This window comes from Treponema brennaborense DSM 12168, from assembly GCF_000212415.1.
In the GTDB taxonomy this organism is placed as follows: Bacteria; Spirochaetota; Spirochaetia; order Treponematales; family Treponemataceae; genus Treponema_F; species Treponema_F brennaborense.
Window position 1 is genome coordinate 1,075,877 of sequence record NC_015500.1, and the last position, 25,987, is coordinate 1,101,863.

A 25,987-nucleotide genomic window follows, 5' to 3' on the forward strand; every position below is an offset into this window, starting at 1 on the left:
CCGTTTCGTGTATACTGACCGTTATGGGTGAGAAAAAAGCAAACGTATACGATGAATCGAAGATCCAGACATTAAGCCCGTTGGAACATATCCGCCTCAGATCGGGTATGTATATCGGCCGTTTGGGAGACGGTTCAAACCGCAGCGACGGTATTTATATTCTTTTAAAAGAAGTAGTGGACAACGCGGTCGACGAGTTTATCATGGGAAACGGCGACCGCATCATGATTGATATTCAGGGCAGCCGCGTTAAAGTGCGCGACTACGGCCGCGGCATTCCGCTGGGAAAAGTGGTGGAATGCGTTTCCGTTATCAATACCGGCGCCAAATACAACGACGACGTGTTTCAGTTTTCGGTAGGGCTGAACGGCGTCGGCACCAAAGCCGTAAACGCGCTGTCGTCTTATTTTAAAGTATTGTCGGCGCGCGGCGGACAGTGTGCCGAAGCCGTGTTCGAGCGAGGAACGCTCGTTTCGAGCCGCACCGGTAAAACGAAGGGCGGCGTTCCCGACGGAACGTATATCGAGTTCGAGCCTGATACCGAGATTTTCGGTTCGTACGAGTTCAACATGGAGTTCGTTGAAAAACGGCTGTGGAATTACGCGTATTTGAACGCCGGGCTGAAGCTGGTGTGCAACGGCAGCGAATACGTGAGCCAAAACGGCCTGCTCGATCTGCTCAATTCCGAATTGGACGGCGCGTCCCTGTATCCGGTGGGCTATTATAAAGGCGAACGGCTGGAATTCGCGTTTACGCATTCAAACGCATACGGTGAAAATTATTTTTCATTCGTAAACGGGCAGGAAACCTCCGACGGAGGAACGCACCTTTCGGCCTTCAAAGAGGGCTTTTTAAAAGGCGTGAACGAGTTTTACCGTAAAACGTTCAAAAGTGAAGACGTGCGCGAAGGGATGGCGGCGGCGCTTTTGGTTAAAATAAAAGATCCGGTGTTTGAAAGTCAAACGAAGAACAAACTGGGCAACACCGATATCCGCTCCTGGATCGTAAACGAAACGAAATCCGCCGTAGACGACTGGCTGCACCGCAATCCGGAAACGGCGAAACAGCTGGAGCAGAAAGTCGTTGCGAACGAACGGCTGCGAACCGAATTGAACGCCGTCAAAAAAGAGGCCAAAGAAGCGGCTAAAAAAATATCGCTCAATATTCCAAAACTGAAAGACTGCAAATACCATTTCGGCGACGGCGACAAGGGCTTGAACACGATGATATTCGTTACGGAAGGAGACTCCGCGTCCGGGTCGATGGTCGGTTGCCGTGATCCGATGACGCAGGCCATTTTCAGCCTGCGCGGAAAACCCGAAAACATGTTCGGCCGGAAACGGGCCGACATTTACAAAAACGCCGAACTGTACAATCTGATGATGGCGCTCGGTATTGAAAACGACCTCGCCGGGCTGCGTTATGAAAAAATCATTATCGCAACCGATGCCGATAACGACGGTTTTCACATCAGAAATCTGATGCTCACGTTCTTTTTGGGGTATTTTGAAGAATTGGTTACGTCGGGACGCGTGTTCATTCTTGAAACGCCGTTGTTCCGCGTGCGCACCAAAAAGGAAACCCGTTACTGCTATACCGAAGCGGAACGCGACCGCGAAATGAAAGCGCTCGGTGCCGGTTCGGAAGTGACCCGATTCAAGGGGCTGGGTGAAATCAGTCCGAACGAATTCGGGCCGTTTATCGGCAAAGATATGCATTTGGTGCCTGTGGAAGTGAGCGCGCTCAAAGAAATACCCGGCCTGCTTGAGTTTTATATGGGCAAAAACACGCCCAGCCGCCGGGATTTTATCGTCAACAATCTGCTGTCGGAAATCGACGTATAGCGCGGGAGCACGAACACACTATGGCATACGTAAAGAATTTATTCGATAAAAACTTTTTGGAATACGCGAGCTACGTTATCCGCGACCGCGCGATTCCCGATATTGAAGACGGACTGAAACCCGTACAGCGCCGCATTCTGCACACGCTGTTTGAGGTTGACGACGGCAAATTCAACAAAGTGGCGAACGTCGTCGGGCAGTGTATGAAATATCATCCGCACGGAGACGCGTCCATCGGCGGCGCGCTCGTCGTGCTTGCGAACAAGGAATTGTTCATTGAAAAACAGGGAAACTTCGGGAATCTGTATACCGGAGACGGCGCTTCGGCGGCGCGTTACATCGAATGCCGCCTGAAGCCGCTCGCCCGCGACGTATTGTACAATCCCGCGATCACGCAGTACGTACCGTCGTACGACGGACGTAATAAAGAACCCGTCGTGTTCCGCGCCAAATTGCCGATCGCGCTCATCCTCGGAGCGGAAGGGATCGCCGTCGGTATGTCGACGAATATTCTCAGTCATAACGTACGAGAAGTCATTCAAGCCGAAATCGCCTGTTTAAAAGGCGAAAAATTCGCGCTGTACCCTGACTGTTTTACCGGCGGACTTATCGACGTATCCGACTATCAGGACGGATTGGGCAAAATTACGACGCGGGCCAAGCTCGACACCTCCGATCCCAAGCGTATCGTCGTGCGCGAACTGCCGTTCGGTTCGAACTCCGAGCGGCTGACCGAATCCATCGTCAAAGCTGCAAAGAACGGCAAACTGAAAGTTGCCTCCGTAACCGATTATACCGCCGATAAGGTTGAAATTGAAATCAAACTGCAGCGCGGCGTGTATGCCGAAGACGTGGTGAGCGCGCTGTACGCGTTTACCGAATGCGAGCAGTCCATTTCGTGCAATCTGCTGGTTATCCGCGACAACATGCCGCAGGTGATGACCGTTTCCGACGTTATCCGGTATCACGCGGAAAAACTGGTCGCCGTGCTCAAAGACGAACTCGAATTGGAGCGCGCGCAGCTTATCGATAAACTGCACCTGCGGACGCTTGAACGCATTTTTATCGAAGAGCGTATTTACAAACGCATAGAAGAAATGAAAACGGAAGCCGCCGTAAGCAAGGCGGTCGTTACCGGATTCGAGCCGTTCCGGGCTGAACTGATCCGGGCCGTATCGGAAGACGACGTGGCGCATCTGCTGAAAATTCCTATCCGGCGCATTTCGCTGTACGATATCAATAAAAACCGGCAGGAAGTGCAGGCGATCAACAAGCGGCTCAAGGAAATCGAAAAATTGCTCAAAAATCTGACCGCGTACGCCGTCTCGTGGCTGGAAGGTACGCTGGCGAAGCTGGACGTTGAAACGACGGCCCGCCGTACGCAAATAAAGAAATTTTCTGCAGTCGACGTCAAAGAAGTCGTCAAACGGGATATTCCGCTGCGTTACGACGCTTCCGCCGGATATTTGGGAACGGCCGTTTCAGCCGGTACCGAGTGGTTTAAGGTTACGCCGTACGACCGCGTGCTTTTTATCCGGAAAAGCGGCATTTATACGGTGTGCGACGTTCCCGATAAACTGTTCGTCGACACGGGTATGTGGTACTGCGGTCTTGCCGATAAGGAAGAACTCTCCAAAGTGTTGTTTACGGTAATTTACCGCGATCCGAAAACGAATTACGCGTATATCAAGCGCTGCCGAATCGAACAGTTCATTTTGAACCGCGATTATCTGATTGCACCCGACGGTGCGGAAGTGCTGCACGTCGGTACGGTAAAAGATTTCAAATTTAAATTACATTACGTTAAAAAGCCGCGCGTGAAAATTACGGAAGAAATTTTCAGCGCCGGTTCTTTCGATGAAAAAGGCCTGAAAGCCCAAGGCGTGCGTCTCGCGTCGCGTGAGGTCGAATCCGTTGAAATCGCCAAACCGCGCGCGTCTTCCAAAACGGCGATTCAAAGTCAGTAACAGATGCGGCGCGAAAGCCGTGAACCGGAGGTAATTTATGGAATGCAATAAAGTGCTGCTCGATTCCGTAAACGCGGCCGTCCGCCGCAATTTGGGAAAAGCGGTGATCGCGCTCGCGCTGCTTTTGCTGTGCAGTTCGCTGATCGCGCCGGCCGTGTTGCTTTCGGCCGCGGGCGGCGATTCGGGAATGTTTTTTTCAGTCGTTTTGGCTGCCGCTGCGGTTGTGTTTCTGCTGGTCATGCAGTACGGTTTTACGATTCTGCTAGCCAAATTATACCGCGGCGATCGGGCCGTGCTGGGCGACCTGTTCTGCGGATTCCGCGATTTCAAGCGCGTCTGTCTGCTGTCGGTTCTGTTCGGCGTCGCCGCGATCGTTTTATGCGGCGTTATCGTGCCGGCCGGAATGGCGCTGTTTTTTGCTTCCGGCCGGGAAATGACAACCGCTGCCGTGATGAGCCTCGTACCGGTGTTGACTTTCGTCTGTCTGATAGCGTATTGGCTCGCGGTTATGCTGCCGTTTGCGTTCGCGTATTTCGTCTTGTACGACAATCCGTCGTTTACGGTGCGGCAGGTGTTTAAAGCCGCCGCGCGGCTGATGCGCGGCTACCGTTTGAAGTTTTTGCTTTTCGTGTTGCGCGTCGGCGGCTGGTGGCTTGCGGCGGCTGTCGTTTCTTACGCCGTCGGGTTCGTGCTGAGCGGGTCCGTGAGCGCGGCGCTGCTTGCCGAATCGAGGGGCGTCGCTTCCGGTGTGTTTTCGCTTGCGCGGATACTCGACGCGGTCTATTTCGTGTGCGCGTATATGGCGCTGATTCGCGTTACGATGGGCGGCGCGGCGTATTACGGTGCGCGAATCGCCGATTCGCCGTCCGCATCCGGGCCGATTCCGCTTCCGGATACGAGTGCGCTTTCCGACGCGCCCGCGCTTCCGCTTGCCGGTGATTCGGCCTTGCCGCCGGACGAAAATTAAGCGATGGACGTTCTCGTCTCGTATGCGTGCGCGGAACTGGAGATCAAAAATTCCCGTTTTTTGGCCGAAGTGTTTCCCGTCGCGTCGCAGAACGCGGCCCGTGAAACGCTGAAAGCGCAGAAGCTCAAATACGCCGACGCGACGCACGTCGTGCACGCGTTCGCGGTGGGAAACGCGGCCGAAACGCTCGGCATGTCCGACGACGGCGAACCTGCCGGAACCGCCGGCCGGCCGGTACTCGACGTGCTTAAAGGCAGAAAGTGTACGAACGTGCTGCTTACCGTAACGCGCTGGTTCGGCGGAACGCTGCTCGGTACCGGCGGCTTGGTGCGCGCGTACGGAGACAGTGCGAAAGCCGTTCTCGCGGCAGCCGTTTTTGAACCGCTTGCGGTAAAATGCCGTTTTTCTTTTGCGGTGCCGTACGATGCGTACGAACTCGTCAAGCGGTTTTTGAGTTCGCTCCATACCGATCGGGTGGACGAAGTCTTTACGACTGAAGTGGCTTTTTCAGGATTCGTTCACGCCTCCGAAGCCGGCAGTCTGCGGTCGTATCTGACGGATCTGACGAACGGCAAAACCGTTCCCGTTTTTACCGATGCGGAGCCGGATCCGCGTATTCCTCCGCAGCGCTGAGCGCTTCCGCTTCGTTTTCCGCCGCTTCGTCGTAATCGATAAGAAACGCATCGTCCGTTTCGGACACGGAATCGGCAGGTTTTTTTGAATAATCGGTCTCATCCTGCGGCAGCGATTTGGTGTCCGCTTTCAGTTCCGCCTGATGTTTTGCGAAGGTGAATTTCCGTATGCTCTGTTTCATTTCCACGGATATACCTTTGAGAAATAAAACGACGATAATCGCTTCGGATTCAGCTTCGGCGGGCCTGAGTGCGTACACGGCGCCGCAGCATTCGTACTGCTTGGAATCGAGCGCGAGTGTTAAATTGCGCAGTATGAAATTCGGCTGATAAAACGACGTGTATTTTGCCGGAATGATCGCCGAAAAACCGGCCGCGCTTATATCCCGGATACGCAGCGTATACACTTTGTCCTGAATATTATAGAGCATCGTAATCCGGTCTTCGTCTTCACAGCAGACGCGCACGTAGCGGCGCTGCCCTTTTGCTTCGTTGATGTCGAGAATATCGGCCAAATGCGTCGCGATTTCATCAGACGCGGCGTGCAGCGACGTGAATCCCGCCGGCAGTGAAACGTTGACCAAAAAATATTCTTTTTCGGAATTACGGATCTTTGACGATATCACGCCGAGCAGAACCGACTGCAGCATCGGATCCGTTTTGAATGAATTGATGAAGTTTACCCACTGTTCCAGCGGCAGTTCGTCGTCGATATTCAGAAAGCAGACGGAATCGGGATTCAAACGCAGCACGTTTTTTGCGTTTTTATACGAGTCTATAATGTACAATTCGTATTCATTGTCTCTGAGTTTGCCGATGACGTTTTGAACGAGCGTAAACGGCGGATTCAGAAAAAATATTTTTTTACCATATGCAATATTCTGTAATGAGTTCATATTCATTAAATTATATTACAGATATGCAGGAAAAACAATATTCATATTTTATTCTGCGGAAAAAATAATCGTTTTTTATCAATAAAGGCGTGCCGGAATTTTATCTGTCCGAAACACGCCCTTTCGCCGTCTGTCAGAAATCCGCCAGTTTCGGTGCGCGCGGATAGGGGATAACGTCGCGGATATTGCCCATTCCCGTTACGTACAGCAGCAGCCGCTCGAAACCGAGACCGAAGCCCGAGTGGGGCACGGAACCGAATCTGCGCAGGTCGAGGTACCACCGGTAGTCGTCGGGATTCAGACCGAGTTTTCGGATGCGGTCGAGCAGTACGTCGTAATCCGCTTCGCGTTCCGAACCGCCGATGATTTCGCCCAAGCCCGGTACCAGTACGTCCATCGCGCGCACCGTTTTGCCGTCTTCGTTGAGCTTCATATAGAACGCTTTGATCTCTTTGGGATATCCGGTTACGATGACCGGCCGCTTGTACACGACTTCCGTCAGGAACTTTTCGTGTTCGCTCTGCAGGTCGCAGCCCCAGTACGGTTTAAACTCGAACTTATCCGCGTTTTTTTCAAGTTCGGCGACCGCTTCCGTGTACGTAATGCGGACGAAGTCCGAATTTACGACGTGCGCGAGCGTATCGATGATTCCTTTTTGGATGCGGTCGTTGAAAAACTGCATGTCGGCCGTACATTTGGTGAGTGCCCAATTCAGCAGATATTTAACGAACTCTTCGGCGATGTCCATGTTGTCGTTCAGGTCGAAGAACGCGATTTCCGGTTCGATCATCCAGAATTCGGCCAAATGGCGCGTCGTATTCGAGTTTTCGGCGCGGAACGTGGGGCCGAACGTGTACACGCGGGACAGCGCGGTCGCGTACGTTTCCGCTTCAAGCTGGCCGGAAACGGTGAGACTTGCCTTTTTCCCGAAAAAGTCCTTACCGTAATCGACGAGCGCCGCCGCTTTTTCCGCGCTCATGCCTTTTGCTCCTGCACTGACGCCGTTTTCGGCGATTTTTTCCATGGAGAGCGTCGTTACTTGAAACATTTCACCGGCGCCTTCGGCGTCGCTGGCCGTAATGATCGGCGTATGTACGTACTGAAATCCGCGATCCTGGAAAAACGTGTGAATCGCGTACGCCATCTGACTTCTCATGCGGGCGACCGCGCCGAACGTATTGGTGCGCGCGCGCAGATGTGCGTTTTCACGCAAAAATTCCAGCGAGTGATTCTTTTTCTGCAAAGGATAGGCGTCCGCGGGCGCTTCGCCTAACACCGTCAGCGAAACGAGCGCAACTTCGACCGCCTGGCCGGACGCGGGAGACGGAACCAGTTTTCCTTCCGCTTGAATTGAAGCTCCGGTGGTGATTTTTTTCAGTTCATTTTCGATCGAATTCAAATTGACAGAGGCATCGGCGGGATTTTCCCGGTCGAGGGTGAGCTGTACGGATGCAAAACAGGATCCGTCATTTACTTGAATAAAAACGAGGTTTTTTGATTCGCGTTTCGTGCGTACCCAGCCGCAGACGGTGAGCGTCCGGCCGTCCGGCTGCGAGACCAGAATGTCTTTTATCAATTGTGTTTTCATAGTAATTAATCATAGCACTTTGCGCGAATATGGTCAAATAGAACCAAACGGCACGCTTTAACGTAAATGCATATGGGGTAATGTATCGCCGGTTCGCGTACGATGATTGAAATATTGACAAAAATAGGTATGATAGAGGTAGCGGATATATGACGGAAATGGTCCGATGGTTCTGCGGCGCTGATCAGCCGAGTCCGAAGATGCATCGGGAAAAAGGAAAGTCGGTTGAAAATGCAAAAGTGTTTTGTGCAATGAATGAACTCAATCAGTTTGATAAAAGAAAATATTATATTGACAACGTAAGGTGGATATGCATTCTTTTGCTGATACCGTTTCATGCGGCAATGAGCTGGAATAGTTGGGGCGAAGGAAACTATCTGTTTTTTAGGAAAAATAATTGGTTTTCTTCGTTTATCATGCTGATCAGCCCTTGGTATATGCCGCTGCTCTTTGTCCTGGCGGGAATGAGCGCACGATTTGCCCTGAAAAAGCGAAGCTGCAAAGAATACATCTCGGAACGTATGCACAAGCTATTCGTTCCGTTGCTAACGGGAATCGTTACCGTCGTCAGCGTGATGGCTTATTATGCGGATCGATTTCACAATTTGTATCAGGGCAATTTTTTTGAACATTATGGGGTGTTTTTTACAAGATTTACGGATTTAACCGGATATGACGGAGGATTTACTCCGGCACACCTATGGTTTTTGTTATATTTATTTTTGATTTCATTGCTCTGTCTGCCGTTTATCCTGTTGCAGAAAAAAATGCGGCCCGAATTCAGTGCGAAAAAAATACCTGTTGCCGCACTCTGTTCGTTTTGGATTATAACGTCCGTTGCGGATACCATACTCGCCGTTGCCGATAAGAGTATCGCAAAATTTTTAGTGCTTTTCCTGATGGGATATTATGTGTTTTCCGAGCCAGAAGTTACGGATAGACTGAAAAAATATCAGAAGCCGTTTTGGGCAATATTTGTCTTGACCGATATTACGACGACTCTCTGGTTTGTCTGGCAGGATCGAAGCGATTTTGCCTGCTACGTCGTATGCAGAGTGGCGGAATGGTTCGGAATTCTTGCAATTTTATCAACTGCGGAAGTCAAACTCAATCAGAATAACAAAGTTACCGGATACTTTACGAAGCGTTCTTTTTTAATATACATATTCCATTTTCCCTGGTTGGTTCTGGTCCAGTTTTATGTTTCGGGTGTTACGGATAACGATATAGTGATATATGCAGTATCCGTGTTTTTGTCCTTCGTTTTGACACTGGCAACGATAGAGTTGGTAATTCGGCAGCCGCGGCTTCGCGCAGTATTCGGAATCAAAAAACGAAGCTGATGCAAAAGCGTGTCGGCCGGCGAGCGCACGGCGCCGTTTGAAAAAATAACGCATGGATCATTTCTATACAAATCGTTTCCGCACGAATTATTTCCGCACAAATTACGTCTGTACAAATTACGTCCGCACGGAGCGTTTTCGCACAAATCGTCATATTCTTCTATATATAACGCATCTTTTTGCCGCACTTTCGCGCGTCGTTTCCGGTATGCTTACGTACGGAATGCGATGATTCCGGAAATGATTTTTTAAGGAGCTTGTGTATGAAGTATGAAGTGAAATCCGTCGGAATTGTGGAATGTGCACCGTCGTTCCGCATCCGCCTTGAATCGGAATACGCGGCGGGACTTACCGGACTGGACGGGTTTTCTCACGTATCGGTCGTGTGGTATGCGGATAAAATTCCCGCATGGCAGCCCAATGCGCTGGTTTTTCCGTCGCCGTATAAAGGTGCGCCGGAAAAAATGGGGGTGTTTGCGACACGTACTCCGTTCCGCCCGAACGGTATTTGCGTAAGTACCGCCCGTTTGGTTTCATTCGACTGCAAAAGTGGAATTCTGGAACTTGAATGGATCGACGCGGAAGCCGGAACGCCGGTGCTCGACATAAAACCGTATCATCCGTCTGAAGACAGAGTTCTGTCCGCGCGCGTTCCCGACTGGGCGGCAGCATGGCCCGCATCGTATGAAGCGAGCGCGGATTTTCCGTGGGAAGACGTATTCCTGTTCTAATTTGCTCTGCGGCTGTCGGCAGAATCAATCCAGCGGAATGAAAATTCCGGTAGTGCCGTCTGCATTGTACAACTGATATTCCCAGCACGAAGCGAGCGGACTGCTTCGCGCCGCCACTATGTTCCGATATATGGCGGCGTACGTGTCTCCGATCGTTTCCATACTGCCGGAATGTATGACGTGCAGAAAAGTTCCGCCGGGAATCGTGCGGTTTACGAACACGGGTTCCTGAACGTGCGCGGCGTCCGTTTCGAGCGCACAGACGACGAGCATCGAATCGTCTGCCGAACGGCACGGTGCTTCCGGTTCCACCCAAGCAGTGTACTGGCAGAATCGTTCCGGTTCGCGGCAAGCTCCGATGCGATGTCGTTTCGAGTCGAATGCGCGCCAAAGGTCGGCAAACGACGATTGTTTTTCATCAAGAAAAAACGAAAGGCCGGTGATATGGAGCGGCGGTCTGGACACGATGTCGGCGCGCAGTCCGTTCGCTCGAACGGCAGCGTCCAACGCATCCGTATCGTGTAGAGCGCCGCCGGCGTTTTCGGCAAATCCGTCTGCATCGAACGGAAGACACAAATAGGCGGCAACGCCGTCGAGCGTTCCCTGTTTTTGCAGCGTGCGCGGCGATATTTTGAACCGGCGTTTAAAGCTGCGGGAAAACGTTTCGTAGTCGGCGAAACCGGCGGCAAGCGCAAGACGGACGAGCGTTCCGTACGGTGCGTGCGAGTGTTTCCCCTCGTTTTTTTCAGCTGCCGGTTCGGTTGTTCCCGTGCCGTCGGCTCCGGTACCGGCGCTTTGTACTATGGCGGCGGCACATCTGCTCAAAATGCGGCCGGCAACGTATGATTTCGGCGTACAGCCCGTTACCGCCGCGAACAGTCTGCCGAAATGCCACGGCGAGTAGCCGCTCAGTTCCGCCAGCTGTGCCGCACCGGTAATAACCGGCGCTCCGTCAAGGAGCGCGGCGTTCGATCGTGCCGATTCTATTCGTTGTGCCAGCTGCAACTCGAAAATCAGAATGGATTTCCGTACGCATTCATAACCGTTCATGACGGAATTGTAGCCGAGTATCGGTTGAACGGCAAGGCCTTAGGCGGCCGAGCGGAACGTGCGGAAGGGAGCGGAGCATGTACATACGGTCGCGCGTACATACGGCGTTTTCGGTACTTGTGCCGTCGCTGCAAATTGCGTATACTGTACGTATGCTTGAGAAAATCACGAACACGTTTTCGGACGTTGTCCGCAAAGTAAGCGGCAAATCGTCTATCACAGAAAAAAATATCGAAGAAACGGTCGAGCAGATCAAAATTGCGCTGCTTGAAGCGGACGTTAACCTGCGCGTCGTCCGCCGTTTCGTCAACAGTACGATCGAAGAAGCCAAAGGTGAAAAGGTTCTGCGTTCGGTTGATCCGGGACAGCAGTTCGTTAAAATCATTTACGATAAAATCGTTTCGCTGCTCGGCGACGCGAAGCAGGATCTTAAACTGAAAGGTCCCGACACCCAGTCGGTTATCCTGCTGCTCGGTTTGCAGGGTGCCGGTAAAACGACGGCCGCTTCAAAGCTTGCCGCGCGTCTTGCCAAAGAAGGCCGCAAACCGCTGCTCGCTGCGTGCGACCTCGTGCGGCCGGCGGCAATTCAGCAGTTGTGCGTTCTGGGCGAAAAAATCGGCATTCCCGTTTATAAGGAAGACTCCAAAGACGCGGTGCGCGTTGCAAAAAACGCGCTCGCATATGCAAAGAAAAACGGATTCGATACGCTCATCGTAGATACGGCCGGCCGTCTTCAGATCGATGAGTCGATGATGGATGAAATCGCCGCCGTTAAAAAAGCCGTCTCGCCCGACGAAGTGCTGCTCGTTGCCGACGCTATGACCGGACAGAATGCGGTCGATATAGCCAAGTCGTTCGACGAACGGCTGTCGCTGACCGGCGTTATCCTGACCAAGTTCGATTCCGACGCCAGAGGCGGCGCCGCGCTTTCGCTCAAATCGGTAACCGGCAAGCCGATTCTGTTTATCGGTACCGGTGAAAAAACGTCCGATTTTGAACCGTTCCATCCGGAGCGAATCGCGAGCCGTATCCTTGGTATGGGCGACGTCGTTTCTCTCGTTGAAAAGGCGCAGGAAACGATCGACGCCGAAGAAGCCGAAAAGCTCCAAAAAAAGATGATGAGCGAGACTTTTACGCTGCAGGATATGCTCGATCAGCTTCAGCGCGTAAAAAAAATGGGTTCAATGCAGTCCCTGCTCGAAATGATGCCCGGACTTGCCGGTCAATTGGGCGATCAGGATATCGACACGAGCGCCATGAAGTCTCAGGAAGCGATTATTCTGTCGATGACGAAAAAGGAACGCGCGAACCATCTGATCATCGGACCCGGCCGCCGCAAGCGGATTGCAAAAGGCTCCGGTACGTCCGTTGCCGAAGTGAACCGGCTCATCAAACAGTTTGAAAAAACGCGGCTCACGATGAAAAAACTGACCAAAAACAAGGGTATGCAGGCGAAATTCATGCAGCAGTTCGGCGGCATGTAACGGTGCCGCCGCGGCGATCCGCCGCAAAAACGTGCAATACCTCGAAGAACGGCTGAAGGCGCGGATGCGGTTTCAGCCGTTCTTATTTTAAAACCCGGATCCGCCCGATTGCGTATAAACTCCCGTTCGCCGATTTGCAAGCGTGCCGATCCTTTCTTATTTGTTTAATTTTTTCGACAAACTTATTGACGCTCCGAATATTATTATGTATCTTTGGTTTAATAGTTTAAGAAATTAAACTATTAAACCTTTGTACGCACGAAGCCCGAACTTCGGGCGACTTGATTTTGCAGGAGGATTCAGTTTATGAATCGTTTATTAAAACATCCGTGGATCGTTATTGCCGTTTGTCTTGCAATAACCGTGGGTCTCGGAATTCAGTTGGTTGATATTGAGCTCAACAACTCGCTGCGGCAGTTTTTTCCTCAGAAACACGACTCGTATCACCGGCTGACCGACGCGGAACAGAAATTCGGCAGCATGAGTGCAATCGGCATCGCGCTTGAAACGGATCGTGATTCGATCGTTACGCCCGAATATATCGATATCATTAAGCGGATAACGACCCGCGTCGAAGCGCTTGATAACGTTGAATCGGTGGACTCGCTTTCCGATATCGATTACGTGTACGGTGCCGACGGCAGTCTGATTGCGGGCGCTTTGGTAGCCGACGATTTCGGCGGCAGTACGGAAGAAGTTGAGGCCGTCAGGCAAAAATTGACCGATTGGGACGATATGTACAATCGCGTCGTCATTTCCGACGACGGCCGCGCCGCCCAGTTGCAGGCCGTCATTAAGGCTGACTGCACGCCCGCCGAAACGGAAACGCTTTTGAGCGCCGTCAAAACGATCGTGACGGAAGAAGTTACGGATCCGTCCCTTTCGGTCCGCATTTACGGAGACGCCGTGCTGAACGACAACGCGCGGACGTTCATGCTGTCCGACCTGACCCGGCTTATTCCGCTCGTTGTGCTCGTCGTTCTGCTGTCTCTGTTTTTTTCATTCAAGACGTTCGACGGTACGGTTCTGCCGCTTATCACGGTTCTTATCAGTACGATTTGGTCGTGCGGTTTGATGGCGATATTCAACGTTACGTTTACCATCGTTTCGAGCGTCATTCCCGTCGCGCTGATTGCGGTCGGTTCCGCATACGGCATTCATGTGCTCACGCATTATTATATCGCACTTGAAGCGGTCGACGGTGAAATGACGAAAGAAAAACATGCGGCTGCGATTGCTGCCGGCGTCAAAGACGTATGGATAGCGGTTTTGCTGGCCGGAGTTACGACGATTATCGGGTTCATTTCGCTGATAACCAGTCCGCTGGCGCCGCTGCACAGTTTCGCGGTATTCGCGGCGCTGGGTGTCGGGTTTTCACTGATTTTATCCGTGGTGCTGATTCCCGCGCTGCTGATGATAAAACCGGTAAGCAAAATCGGCAAAAAATCCCGCCGCATGGAAAAACTGACGAACAAAGTAAAGGCAAAGATAAACGCGGAAAACGTCAAGAAGAATCTGAACGTTGAATCCGGTTCAACGCTGTACGCCGTGTATCATTTCTTTGCTGGAACGAAGGGACGCCTCGCGTTTTTCAGTGTGGTCATCGTGATAGCGTCCTGGTTCGGTGTAAAACAGCTTGTCATCGACACTTCGCTGGTCAATTATTTTCCGGCAGATTCAAAATTCCGTCAGGATATTTCGTACGTCGACGATCGATTTGCCGGAACGAACAGTTTGTATTTCGTCGTGTCCGGTCCCGAAAAGGGCAGCATGAACAATCCCGAGCTTTTAAAACCGCTCGACGATATGCAGAATTATCTGCTGGCAAAGTACGACGGTATCGGTAAAATAGTGTCGTTTACGACGTTTATCAAACGGATGAATCAGGTTATGCACATTCCCGAGAGCACCGCTTTGGCTGCGGACGCAGGTTCGGCCGATATCGGTTCGTCTGACGATTTGAGCTCTTTCAGCTCGTTCGGCGACGACTCTTTCAGTTCTTTCGGTTTTTCCGACGGCTTGAGTTCGTTCGACGACGCGGCCGCCGCTGTTCCTGCCGAAACGAAAGTATTCGTTGACCCGAACATCGCATATGGTGAAAAATTGCAGCAGCCGATGACCGTTCAGGACGGCCTCGATATGCTGAACAAGGCGTATGCGCTCGCCGGCGGCAAAAACGCAACCGTGAAAGATATCGTACAGATTTTGGAGCGCGAATTGAATTATAACGGCGTCGATTATTACGAAATTCCGTACGATCCTGATAAATATCCGGCGGCAACGCGCGCCGAATTGTCCGATCTGGTGTCGCAGTATCTGCTGCTGTTCAGCGGTTCGCTCGACCGGTTCGCCGACGATCCGCTTTCGCCGCAAAGTCTGCGCGTCATGGCGCAGCTGCGTACGCACAGTACGATCACCGTCGGCAATATCATAGACGACGCGCAAAATTACGCCGCACGGTATTTCCCCGAAGGCTACACGATCGAAGCAACCGGCAACGCCGAAATGGAATACGTTATGACGGATCTGATCGTGACCAGCCAATTGCAAAGTTTGATTTTCTCACTCGTCTGCGTATTCCTGATCATTTCGGTTGCGTTCAAATCGGGATTCGCCGGATTGCTCGGTGCGGTGCCGCTTGCGTTCGCCATCATCTTGAACTACATGATTATGGGATTTACGGGAATCAAACTCGATCTGGTAACCAGCATCATCGCGTCCGTGGCGGTCGGCGTCGGTATAGATTATACCATCCACTTCCTGACGACGTATAAAACGGAACGGGCCTTGAGCGACGATTTGCAGCTGGTTACCCGCAGAACGCTTGCAAAAAGCGGCCGCGGTATCGTTACGAACGCGCTCGCCGTCGGATTGGGATTCCTCGTTCTGTACTTTTCGGAATTCGTCGTATTGCGGTACATCGGTATTCTGGTCGCGATAGTCATGTTCAGCAGTTCCATGCTGGCGATGACCGTCATTCCCGGATTCCTGAACATTTTTGATCCGAAATTCATCCGTCCCAAGCAGGCGGAGGTAAAATCTGGTGAAACGCCGAAACCGGAAAACGTATAAGTCGCCGGTCGGATTTACGTATAAAATAGGAGCATAGTATGAATGCAAGAAAAATGCTTGCCGCTTGCGCGGCTTTGGTGATGGGTGCGGCCGTGTTCGCACTTGACGGACGCGAAATCATGCAGAAGGTCGACGACGTCGCCGAACCTTCGTACACCCATACGTTGGTAAAAATGGATTTAATTGAGGCGAACGGTACGACCGAAAGCCGTGTTCTGGAAGAATGGGGCCGCAGCAAGGACGGTTTGGCTTCCGTCGTCATGATTTTCAAAAGTCCCGCGTCGGTAAAAGACACTCGGTTCCTTCAGATTCAGAACGAAGGACGCGACGACGACAAATGGATTTATCTTCCCGCGTTGCGCAGTACGCGCCGCATCGCGTCTTCGGAAGGCAGCAAATCTTTTATGGGAACGGACGCAACGTACGACGACATGAGCAGTCGCGACGTCGACGCGGATACGCACACGCTTTTAGGCGATAAATCGGTGAACGGCTACGACTGCTGGGAAGTCAAATCGGAGCCGAAAGATACCGCGAGCTCCCAGTATCTGTACCGCGTGAGTTGCATCGACAAAGCGACGCTGCTGCCGGTGTATACGGAAATGTTCGACAAAAAAGGTAATCTGGTAAAAGTGCTCACGGTTGAAAAGATCCAGAACGTCGGCGGTTATAATATTCCGATGTCCAATTTGCTGAAAAACGTTCAGACCGGACATTCGACGCGCATGGCGATTACCAATATCGAAGTCGATAAAGCCGTTCCGGATAAAGTATTTACCCAAAACTTTTTGAATACGGGGCGGCTGTAATGCGCGCTTTGCAAAGGAGTAACGCTATGAAAAACTTATTGCGGATGACGCTGCCGGTTTGCTGCGCGTTCGCGCTGCTGGCGAGCGCGGCGGCGCAGGAAAGTTTCGGCGGATTCGACGATTTTTCTGACGGATTTTCTGACGGATTCGGAAGTTCCGACGCGGCGGTTTCGCCGTTCACGTTCGGCCTGCGCGCCGATACGACCGTGCGCGCGCTCGTCGGCGGCGATGCGTACAAAGGCTACTTTGATCTCGACGACGTGCGGGACGCGGTTTCCGCCGTTCCGTCGCTGACGTTCGATTTGGGCTATTCGCTCGGTGCGGCGGAAGCTGCCGTTAAAGTTGCGGTCGATACGGACGCCGTTAAAAATCATCCCGAAGATATCATCGAAGAATTGACGCTCCGCGCGTATCTGGGAGACTTTGTGCTCGAAGCCGGTAAAATGAAAGTGGTTTGGGGTAAGGGCGACAAACTGCACGTGCTGGACAATTTTAACGCCAACGATTACACGGATTTTATCATTCCCGATTACATCGACCGCCGGCTTGCCGAACCCATGCTGCGCGCGGTTTGGAACAGTCCGCTGGGACTGCGGGCCGAAGCCGTGTACACGCCGCTTATGACGGCGGACAGACTTTCGTCGAGCGGTATGTGGGTACCGGCGCAGTCCGCCGCCTTGACGGCGAAAGTAACGGAAGTACTTGGCGTGCAGGCCGCCGCCGCACTGAACGCCGACGATGCGGCCGCGCTGCTTGCCGTTATGAATAAAGCGGATTCCGTCGTACCCAAAACGGACAGCTTCGATTACGGTCAGGCCGGATTCCGTTTGACCGGAACGGCGGGTATCGCGGACTGGGGCGTTTCGTATTATTACGGTCATTATAAGCAGCCGTCCGTCAGCTGGGCCGGATACGTCGCCGCGCAGACGGCCGCAGAGCGGGCAAAGGCCGTTGCGTATCAGACTGCCTTGGGCGCCAGTAAATCGCCGGCCGAAGCCGAGGAAGCTGCAAAAGAGGCGTATATCGCGTCCGTTGCGGCTGCCGGAGACAGCGCGCTTCCGTCGCTGCATTACGACCGGCTGCAGGTGTTCGGGCTTGAGGGAGCTGCCGTGCTCGGTATGTTCAACCTCCGCGCTGAAGCCGCGTATTATCTGACCGGCGATACGTCAGGAGACGATCCGTGGGTTCACAACAACAGCATCAACTGGATTGCCGGCTTCGACGTGGATCTGCCGATTCACAACGTGAACGTAAACGTCCAGAACAACGGTTCGTACCTGCTGAATAATGACAAAATCGATTCGGTACTCGACGCCGACTACGATGCGAAAGATCGCTATACGAACAATAAGCTGGTTGTCGCGCTCACCGACACGTTCCTGCATGAAAAATTGGAACTCGCCTGCAACGTGCTGTGGGGCATCGAACGCGGCGACGTTCTGGTCATGCCGAAAGTAACGTATACGGTAACACCCGGACTCGACGTGTCCGTTTCCGGTCTGTACATTACCGGCAGCGACGACAGCGAATTCGCCGCTTATCGGGACAACAGTTTCGTACAGCTGAAAGTCGCGTATTCGTTCTGACCCGTGTAGAATTTGCCTTCGCCGTTACGTTACGGCGAAGGCGCATGAGCGAATGTTTCTATGTGTTATCGGCGTTTTGCAGACTTTTTCTGGCTCGTTTTTTCTTATATAATTCGGTATCTGCCAGCTTGATAAAATCCTGTTCCGACTTTATATGTGAATCGAATTTTACCCAGCCGATGCTGATTGACAGCTTATACGGACGGTCTTTGCTCTTGCTTTGAAGCGTTTTACCGATGATGCCGACAAAATCTTCGATAGATTCGTCGTTTTTCAGTTCACACACTGCGGCAAATTCGTCTCCTCCGTAACGGGCAATAAAATAATGGCTGTTTTTGCAGCATGTTTTCAACCCATCGGCGACAATCCGCAAGGCGTTATCGCCTTCCAAATGACCGTATTCATCATTGATTGCCTTAAAATAATCCAAATCCATCATCAGGAGAAACAAGTTCATTTCTCCCTCTTTTCGTACGATTCGCTCCGATAAATACTGCATCATTTTGTTTCGGTTATTGATGCCTGTTAACGGATCTTCCGAGATCATTTGATCCTGAATTGTGATAAACACGTAAAAACAGCCGAATGTCGTTCCCACGCACTGTAAGGCTATGCCCGGTAAAAATATTTGCAGGCATCCGCAAAGCAGCGGTGCGACGACGAAACACGCCAATGTTCGATATTCCGTCTTTTGAGTGTAACTGGCTGTATCGTGTGCAAGAATTAAAGCTTTTGCTGCGGTAAATATCACATATCCTGCGCAGATCAGCAGCTGCAGCGGATACAGCGGTCCGCGATGATACGTATTGGCGGCATCAATGTAAAATAGCCAGCCGAATTTAATAGACGCAAACGTTAACACCGTTAAAAACATAATCGGAACGGCACATATTATTTTGTTTTTTCTGTTTCTTACGAGTCGCGACATCTGCACCGTCTCTGAATACAGAAACCAACAGTAACTGACGACTCCGGACATAATATAGTAAAGAATGTTCAATATCCAGTTAGCAGCTGTACTCACCGTAATGTTTTTGCCGTCAACAAAAACCCATAGCATGTCCAGCATAAAAAAGAACGTGTTCGTCAGCAGTACTACACGGAATAAATGCAGTCGGGTTTGCAAAAAACTTCCTGATTTCAGCTTGAGACAAATGAAAATTAAAAGCATGATACAAAGGAGATTGGTTTCAGAATATAAAATAGCCATCATAAATATAATTTCCTTTTTCAATAAATTTCGGCAGACATATTTTTAATACTTTTTTTTGATATATGGCGTTGAAAAAGAAACCGCTTTGCACTGCTTTTTTTCGAGTGCTCGCGTATCGCAAATACGGCAGTGCGCATCGCAAATACGGCAGTGCGCATCGCAGGCGCTTGACTGTGAATACTTCTTCCCGTACAATAGCTCCATGGATTCTTATACGTCGTTCGATCGTCTCGTTACCGGCATTTCACAAACGGAACGGGATGAACTGCTGCGCAAAATACAGACGACTGTCGATCCGGATTCTCAATCGCTCGTTTCCGAAGAAATGATTACGGCCGGCGACTGTGAAGACCTCGATATAAAATTTAAAAGCGAATCGCTGTTTCTGCGCATATGGCTGTATATCAAAGCGCTGTTCTCGAATACTGAAGTCCGCATTTTGTATAACGATCAACTGGTAAAACAATCCGGCCGGGATATCGAAAAAAAATATCCGGATCTTATCGATGCAAAGAGCGGTGTGTTCAGACAGGATTTTTACGATAAACTGATCGAATTGCGCCGCTGCGCCGAATTTTTCAAACAGGGCGTCGACGCGTATGAAGACAATCCCGGAGATTTTTACGTTTCACTCGGTTCGCTCATTGCACCGGAAGTGGCGCTCCAGATGTCCACCGAGGCGAATCCCGCGGCGCTTCCGTATTCGCGCGAAGTAACGAACGAACTGCGTGCGTCGATGCTGCGGAAAATGGACGAAGTGCTTCAGTCGATCCTGCCGGCGAAGCGGTCTGCGCTGTATACGGCTGTTATCGGCGCGGAATGGATACGCCAGTTCGTCCGCCTGCCTTTTGAGCGGCTGCTTGCAGGTTTTACGGAAATAGATTCTTTCAGAATATGTTCGTTTCAGAATGTAAAATCGGAGATCGCCCAGTTTGCAAAAGTGCTTTGTAACGGAAAACGGATACAGACGGAAGTGCTTGAAGCTTTCTGCGTATTTCCGATCAAGGACGTATCCGATCAGAAAATGGATATTCCGGCGTATGTCGGCGATTATATAGAAAAAGCGACTGCCCAAATATCGCTGATCAAGATGTTCATAGATACCGTTCCGCTGCGGGCGATCGGCAGCGTCGTGTTCGGTGCCGCCGAATGGACGCCGGAACGTCCCGACGGCTGTGAAGACTGGTTTATCAAATACAAAAATACCTGGCGCAAATTGTTCGACCGCAATTGGGAAATATGGCTTGAAAACCGCAAAAAAAATCTCGTTCTGCAAAGTATGCAGCTGCAATTCGGTATGACCCGGTTTCCGCTGCTGCCCAACCGGCCGTGGTCGGAAAATTGGGGCGGCGTTTCGTTCCGATACGACTACGCGCTCGGGTTCATTTACGGATTTTTTACTTCCGTATATCCCGAATATGCTAAATTGCTCAAAATATTGATGCTTGAAGGTGATTTCTATCAGAAAGACAATCAGGTGGAGTTTACCGATTCCTGCGCGGAACTTGATCGCCAAAAAAACAATATTGACCGCCTGAACGCCAAACTGTCCGAAACCGGCGAAACCGGCGCGTTGTTTGCAAAATACAACGCGGAAATGCTGCGTTCTACGCAGGGTAAACCGAAACTCGAAGCACTGATGAAATCTGTTGAAACGGAATCGGCGGTCATCATTGCCCAATGGTGCGCGGCAAGCCGGACGATCCAGCTGGTACTTGAAGCCGTCCTTTCCGGGGCGCGGAACAGCCGATATGATTCCATTTCCAATTTGTCAGGTATTCAGGGAAAACAGAATCAATCGTACCGCCAGAAATTGGCCGACGTGAAAAACGCGTTTGTGAACGCGCTCGATATCGTAAAAGAATTGGAAACCTTTAAAACAACCGGCGCGGGAATCGACTCGTTCAGGATTGAGTCGGCGTAACGCTTATGTGCGTAACAACCCGTTCCGTTTTCGATTTTGTTTCCGCACCGCTTGATTCCTCACTGCTTGATTCCGAATCTGCCGGTTCCGCACTGCGCTGTGTTTCCGTTCCGAGTTACGTTTCCGTTCCGTTTTTCCGGAACGGAAACCCGCTTCCCGTTTCGTCGCCCGCGCCGCAGTGCCATTTGACGCTCGCCGCCGCCGGTTCGATGCGTTTCCGCTGGAATGAGACGAACGCGGTTCGCGACGCTTTTTTCCGGAATCTGCGCGTTATTTCTGAACCGCCTGTATCAGCGCCGCCTGCGTCAGAATTGTCTGTGCCGATGCCGCCCGTATCAGCGCCGTCTGCGGCGGTTCCGATCGAACTGATCCATTCGCGCACCGTGTACGCCCTGGACGGCGTTCGTTCCGACGCGCGATGTTCCGGCAAGTATGCAGGCGCGGCTTCCGCTGTTATAACAAACGACGGAACCGTTCGCAGTGCGATATGTGATTCCGTTCGCAGCGGCGACGGGCTGATTTCGCGGAACCGGCAGCTGCTTCCGATCATAACGGTGGCTGATTGTATGCCGGTGTATCTGTACGATCCGCAGACCGGCTGCTTCGGCGTGCTGCATTCAGGCTGGAAAGGAACGGGAATTGCGGCGAACGCGTTGCGTCTTGCGGCCGCAGCTTACGGGGCGCGGGCGGAAGATTTTCTGGTTGTGCTGGGACCTCATATTCACGATTGCTGTTATACGGTAAATGCTGAGCGGGCGGCGTATTTTGCAGCGGAATATACGCCGGAATGTATCGAACCGGGAACGGCCGCAGCGGGAAGCACCGCGCCGGATAATGCGGAATATCGGCTGTCGCTTGCCCAAGCCAATATCGCACTGCTGCTGCGTACCGGCGTAAATCCTGCCAACATACTGCATTGCACGGACTGCACTTGCTGCGACGCACGCTTCGGGTCGTTTCGCCGCCAAAGCGCCGGTCTTCCTGCGGAAACGCCGCTTGAAGAACGGGTGCGGCGTTTTACGGCGATGGCTGCGTTTATCGGATAGGCGAGTGCTGTATCGGGTAACGGCTCACAGCGTCGGCCGGGTAACGGCGCGGTTTATCGGGTAACGGCTCACAGCGTCGGCCAGATAACGGCGCCCTTTATTCGTGCAGCCGCTTCCACTCGGTAAAGGCGAGCAGAAACGGACCCACGCCTTTCGCGTCGTCGCGTACCACCGGTTCCGACATGTAATATTCGTACGAACCGTCGCGCCGCCGGTTGTTTTCGGGGCCGAGACCCGCGACGAGACATATCCCGCCGAGCGACATTTCACCGTTTTCCGTTATCAGATACGTATTGCAGATTCCGTCCAGTGCACGTCGGCCCGCGTCGCGGTATCCGTCAGAAAGAATCCCCAGCCGCGTTCCTTTCATCATGCAGTACGCCATAATCGCACTGCCGCTCGTTTCAAGATAATTTTTTTCGCGTCCGCCCTGATCGGGAATCTGGAACCACATGCCGCTTCCGTCCTGATAGCGGAGCATCGTTTCCATCAGATCGGTGAAAATCCGGCCGAGCCGGATATGGTCGGCACTGCCTTTGTCGGGCGCCTTATCGAGCGTGTCGAGCAGTGCCATTGAAAACCAGCCGAGCGCCCTCAGCCAGAAATTCGCCGACAATCCGGTTTCCTTGTCGCACCAAAAACTGCGGCGAGAAGAATCGTATCCGTGATAATACAGCCCCGTTTTTCCGTCGCGCATGAGACGTTCGACGGTGAAAAATTGTGAATAAATATCTTTGATGCAGCGGCACTCGTTGCAGACCGCTTCGTACTCCATATAAAACGGCTGAGCCATATACAGTCCGTCGAGCCATATCTGGTCGGGATAAATTTTCTTATGCCAAAAATTGCCTTCTTTCGTCCGCGGCTGCGTTTTTATTTGAGCATACACCGTATCAAGCGCTCTGCGGTATTTGAGCTTACCGGTCAGACGGAACAGCGTGAAAAAATTCTTGGCACCGTTTATGTCGTCCAGATTGTACGCGCCCATTTCGTATCCGGTTATGGAGCCGTCGTCGCGAACCCGATAGTCTTCATACTGATCGGCGAATTTCAGATACGCGGCGTTGCCGTCGGCGTCATACAGTTCCAGAATCGCCAGTATCATGCATCCGTCTATATAATCCCAGCCCGATTTTGAACCGCTGCGTTTTTTTTCTATATTCCACGCCGGAATTTCCGCCGTACTGCGTTCCATCAGTTGGCTGACGTAGTTTTCAATAACGGTAGTATTCATTATGGGGCAAGTATAGCATATTTGCCTGAAATCTGTTAGAATGAAAAAAGTACAGAAATATGATTTTTCCGCGCTCCTTCTGCGGATTTAAAATAGGATGGAAATTATGGCTGATTTAAAAGAGCAGTGCCTGCTCGTAGTTGCCGACGCGCTGAATAAGCTGAAAACCGAAGCCGGATTCGACGGTCCCGACGTTGCGCCCGGTTCTCTTACGGCGGAAACGCCGCCGAACCCCGAAATGGGCGACGTCGGTATTCCGCTGTTTCAATTTGCAAAACTGTTCCGTATGGCGCCTCCGATAATTGCGCAAAAAACGGCGGCCTACGCTTGCGCGCATCCTTCAGCTGCGGTGACCGGCTGTTTTACGGCGGCGGGGCCGTACGTAAACGTAAAACTGAATAAAAGCGCCGCGGTTTCCGCTATTCTCGGGCGCGTCGCGGCTCAAAACGCTTCGTACGGTTCGTGCAATACGGACGGCGTCGCTCCGCTTGCCGACCGGCGCGTTATGGTCGAATTTTCAAGTCCGAACACGAACAAGCCGCTCCATTTGGGGCATCTGCGCAACGACGCGCTCGGTGAAAGCGTGTCTCGCATATTGAAAGCGGCCGGCGCGGAAGTCTATAAAGTCAACATCATAAACAATCGCGGCGTTCACATCTGCAAATCGATGCTCGCCTATAAAAAATTCCATGAAGCTGCCGGTGATACGCCCGAAAAACTCGGCGTTAAAAGCGACCGGTTCGTAGGCGACTGCTACGTCGAATTCGACAAATACAGTAAAACCGATGCGGCCGCCGAATCGCAGGCACAGGAATTGCTGGTCAAATGGGAGCAGGGGGACGAATCCGTGCGTGCGCTGTGGAAGCGGATGAACGACTGGGCCATTCGCGGTATTACGCAGACGTACAAACGTACCGGCGTTTCTTTCGATAAATTGTACTATGAAAGCGACACGTATCTTAAAGGAAAAGAAGAAATCCTGAAAGGACTTGCCGACGGCATTTTCTATCGGGAAGAAGACGGCTCGGTGTGGGTCGATCTTGCCGAAATCGGACTTGATAAAAAAGTGCTGCTGCGTAAAGACGGCACCGCTTTGTATATGACGCAGGATATCGGAACCGCCATTTACCGGCACGGCGACTGGGCGTTCAATCAGCTCGTGTACGTCGTCGGAAGCGAACAGCAGTATCATTTTAAGGTTCTGTTTTACGTACTGAAAAAACTCGGCTACGAATGGGCGTCCCGGCTGTATCATTTGTCGTACGGAATGGTGAATCTGCCCGAAGGTAAAATGAAAAGCCGCGAAGGTACCGTCGTCGACGCCGACGATCTGATAAACACGCTGCGCGACGGCGCGCTTGAAGAAATCGCCGCGAAAGGCCGCGAAGAAGCGGTCGGCGATCCTGCCGCCGTTGCCGAAAAAATCGCGCTGGGCGCGCTGCACTATTATTTGCTGCAAACGACGCCCACCAAAGACATGCTGTTCAATCCCAAAGAGTCGCTCGCGTTCAACGGCAACACCGGTCCGTACTTGCAGTATATGGGCGCCCGCATTTGCTCCATTTTGCGGAAAGCCGCCGATACGGGCTTGCAGGCGGCGTCTCCGGCTCAGGCGGCGGCGCTGCTGACGCATGAAACGGAATGGGAACTGGTTAAGCTGCTCGGCGATTATCCTTCGGTAGTCGTCAAGGCGGCGGAAAATCTGGATCCGTCTCAGCTGACCGGGTTCCTGTACGACGTCGCAAAAGCGTTCGGCAAGTTTTATCACGAATGCCCCGCCGTCGGTATCGCGTCGGAAAATCCCGCGCTTGCTTCCGCCCGGCTCGCACTGATAGCGGGTACGCGCACGGTGCTTGAAAACGCGATGCAGCTCGTGCTGATACCGTTTCTTGAAGCGATGTAGCGATTAATCGCACAGCGCGACGACTCCGGCCTCCGATACTTCCAGCAGTTCCGTGGAAAGCGGGCGCGCCGAACAGTCGTGCGTTAAAATGACGTCGTTGCGCAGCTTCGCTTCGTACGCGGTAAGTTCGTTCGCCGGAAAAATGACGGACGTCGTTTTTTCGGGAACGGCCATATAGAACGTTTCGCCGAATCGTTCGTGCAGTTCCCGCTGAAACGGCTTGTAAAACGGCAGCGAAGAATTGCAGATCGGCAGCGGGTGGCTGACCGAATAATAGCTGAATCCCGACGGCGATACGTGCGGCTTCAAAGATACGGCGTGCATCAGCGCCGCCATATTTTCGTCCATAGCAAGCCGAACTGAACTCCACGAAACGTTCCACTGCCGGATCAGATATTCGGTCAGCGGAATGACGATTCCTTTATAGAAAAAAGCGATATACATTTTGATTTTGTCAGTGAGCATTGCAGCCAGTGTATCGTGGGAACGCAGCGCGGGAGCAAAGTCTCTGGGAGATTCTACGGGAGCAAGAAAGGGCAGAATACTCGTTCGGGCTTGCTCCCATGCCGGAAGATTTTGGGGACTTATCTGTTCTGAAAGACTGATCTCGGTAGTGTTCACAAAGACCTCCTGTTTATAATATATTATAGTAACAAGCAAACGTGTGCGCGGATACAGATTTTTTGTGCGAAAAGAGA

The 25,987-nt window shown here is 52.0% G+C and carries 19 protein-coding genes; 13 read left to right on the forward strand and 6 right to left on the reverse strand.

What is annotated here, in order from left to right:
- Nucleotides 1-23 precede the first annotated feature (23 nt).
- Genes TREBR_RS04485 through TREBR_RS04500 form a run of 4 tightly spaced genes read left to right on the forward strand, consistent with a single transcriptional unit; the run spans nucleotide 24 to nucleotide 5,411 of the window.
- A complete protein-coding gene (locus TREBR_RS04485; RefSeq protein ID WP_013758036.1) occupies nucleotides 24-1,844 on the forward strand; it encodes a DNA topoisomerase IV subunit B in 1,821 nt (606 codons plus the stop codon).
- A gap of 20 nt (nucleotides 1,845-1,864) precedes the next feature.
- A complete protein-coding gene (locus TREBR_RS04490; protein WP_013758037.1) occupies nucleotides 1,865-3,811 on the forward strand; it encodes a DNA topoisomerase IV subunit A in 1,947 nt (648 codons plus the stop codon).
- Nucleotides 3,812-3,848: 37 nt separating this feature from the next.
- Nucleotides 3,849-4,778 (forward strand): DUF975 family protein, encoded by a 930-nt coding sequence (locus tag TREBR_RS04495; RefSeq protein WP_013758038.1) that lies wholly within the window; start codon nucleotides 3,849-3,851, stop codon nucleotides 4,776-4,778.
- Nucleotides 4,779-4,781: 3 nt separating this feature from the next.
- A complete protein-coding gene (locus tag TREBR_RS04500; protein ID WP_013758039.1) occupies nucleotides 4,782-5,411 on the forward strand; it encodes an IMPACT family protein in 630 nt (209 codons plus the stop codon).
- Here TREBR_RS04500 and TREBR_RS04505 read toward each other — a convergent pair.
- Both TREBR_RS04505 and asnS read right to left on the reverse strand, forming a co-directional pair.
- Nucleotides 5,368-6,306: a PilZ domain-containing protein gene (locus TREBR_RS04505; RefSeq protein WP_013758040.1), complete on the reverse strand. Its 939-nt coding sequence runs from the start codon at nucleotides 6,304-6,306 to the stop codon at nucleotides 5,368-5,370. The two genes, TREBR_RS04500 and TREBR_RS04505, sit on opposite strands and share 44 nt — an antisense overlap.
- 133 nt (nucleotides 6,307-6,439) lie before the next feature.
- Nucleotides 6,440-7,894: an asparagine--tRNA ligase gene (asnS, locus tag TREBR_RS04510; RefSeq protein ID WP_013758041.1), complete on the reverse strand. Its 1,455-nt coding sequence runs from the start codon at nucleotides 7,892-7,894 to the stop codon at nucleotides 6,440-6,442.
- 251 nt (nucleotides 7,895-8,145) lie between these two features.
- On the opposite strand from asnS, the gene TREBR_RS13520 reads away from it, so the two are divergent.
- Together TREBR_RS13520 and TREBR_RS04525 are read left to right on the forward strand one after the other, a co-directional pair.
- Nucleotides 8,146-9,237 (forward strand): acyltransferase family protein, encoded by a 1,092-nt coding sequence (locus TREBR_RS13520; RefSeq protein ID WP_281054878.1) that lies wholly within the window; start codon nucleotides 8,146-8,148, stop codon nucleotides 9,235-9,237.
- Between the two features lie 263 nt (nucleotides 9,238-9,500).
- Nucleotides 9,501-9,968, forward strand: a complete 468-nt coding sequence (locus TREBR_RS04525) for an SAM-dependent methyltransferase (RefSeq protein ID WP_013758043.1) — start codon at nucleotides 9,501-9,503, stop codon at nucleotides 9,966-9,968.
- A gap of 24 nt (nucleotides 9,969-9,992) precedes the next feature.
- On the opposite strand, the gene TREBR_RS04530 is transcribed toward TREBR_RS04525, so the two are convergent.
- Complete coding sequence (locus tag TREBR_RS04530) at nucleotides 9,993-11,018, reverse strand: effector binding domain-containing protein (RefSeq protein ID WP_013758044.1); 1,026 nt, start codon at nucleotides 11,016-11,018, stop codon at nucleotides 9,993-9,995.
- A gap of 152 nt (nucleotides 11,019-11,170) precedes the next feature.
- Between TREBR_RS04530 and ffh the strand changes: the two genes are divergently transcribed.
- From ffh to TREBR_RS04550, 4 genes are all read left to right on the forward strand, one after another.
- A complete protein-coding gene (gene ffh / locus TREBR_RS04535; protein ID WP_041610639.1) occupies nucleotides 11,171-12,502 on the forward strand; it encodes a signal recognition particle protein in 1,332 nt (443 codons plus the stop codon).
- Nucleotides 12,503-12,808: 306 nt separating this feature from the next.
- Nucleotides 12,809-15,574 carry an efflux RND transporter permease subunit gene (locus TREBR_RS04540; protein WP_013758046.1) on the forward strand — a complete coding sequence of 922 codons (2,766 nt, stop codon included), beginning with the start codon at nucleotides 12,809-12,811 and terminating at the stop codon, nucleotides 15,572-15,574.
- Nucleotides 15,575-15,612: 38 nt separating this feature from the next.
- Nucleotides 15,613-16,383 (forward strand): outer membrane lipoprotein-sorting protein, encoded by a 771-nt coding sequence (locus TREBR_RS04545; RefSeq protein WP_013758047.1) that lies wholly within the window; start codon nucleotides 15,613-15,615, stop codon nucleotides 16,381-16,383.
- A gap of 26 nt (nucleotides 16,384-16,409) precedes the next feature.
- Nucleotides 16,410-17,969, forward strand: coding sequence for a DUF1302 family protein (locus TREBR_RS04550; protein ID WP_013758048.1), 1,560 nt, complete (start codon nucleotides 16,410-16,412; stop codon nucleotides 17,967-17,969).
- 58 nt (nucleotides 17,970-18,027) lie between these two features.
- On the opposite strand, the gene TREBR_RS04555 is transcribed toward TREBR_RS04550, so the two are convergent.
- Nucleotides 18,028-19,182, reverse strand: a complete 1,155-nt coding sequence (locus TREBR_RS04555) for a GGDEF domain-containing protein (protein ID WP_013758049.1) — start codon at nucleotides 19,180-19,182, stop codon at nucleotides 18,028-18,030.
- A 202-nt stretch (nucleotides 19,183-19,384) separates the two neighbouring features.
- On the opposite strand from TREBR_RS04555, the gene TREBR_RS04560 reads away from it, so the two are divergent.
- Nucleotides 19,385-21,106, forward strand: a complete 1,722-nt coding sequence (locus tag TREBR_RS04560; RefSeq protein ID WP_013758050.1) for a DUF5312 domain-containing protein — start codon at nucleotides 19,385-19,387, stop codon at nucleotides 21,104-21,106.
- 5 nt (nucleotides 21,107-21,111) lie between these two features.
- On the forward strand, nucleotides 21,112-22,152 hold the full coding sequence (locus TREBR_RS13525) for a purine nucleoside phosphorylase YfiH/LACC1 family protein (protein ID WP_013758051.1): 1,041 nt from the start codon (nucleotides 21,112-21,114) through the stop codon (nucleotides 22,150-22,152).
- Between the two features lie 97 nt (nucleotides 22,153-22,249).
- On the opposite strand, the gene TREBR_RS04570 is transcribed toward TREBR_RS13525, so the two are convergent.
- Nucleotides 22,250-23,386, reverse strand: coding sequence for a glycoside hydrolase family 88/105 protein (locus tag TREBR_RS04570; protein WP_013758052.1), 1,137 nt, complete (start codon nucleotides 23,384-23,386; stop codon nucleotides 22,250-22,252).
- Nucleotides 23,387-23,492: 106 nt separating this feature from the next.
- Here TREBR_RS04570 and argS point away from each other — a divergent pair, with 106 nt between their 5' ends.
- Entirely contained in the window at nucleotides 23,493-25,289 is a 1,797-nt protein-coding gene (gene argS, locus TREBR_RS04575) for an arginine--tRNA ligase (protein WP_013758053.1), read from the forward strand.
- Nucleotides 25,290-25,292: 3 nt separating this feature from the next.
- Here argS and TREBR_RS04580 read toward each other — a convergent pair whose 3' ends face one another.
- Nucleotides 25,293-25,910: a hypothetical protein gene (locus tag TREBR_RS04580; protein ID WP_013758054.1), complete on the reverse strand. Its 618-nt coding sequence runs from the start codon at nucleotides 25,908-25,910 to the stop codon at nucleotides 25,293-25,295.
- Nucleotides 25,911-25,987 lie beyond the last annotated feature (77 nt).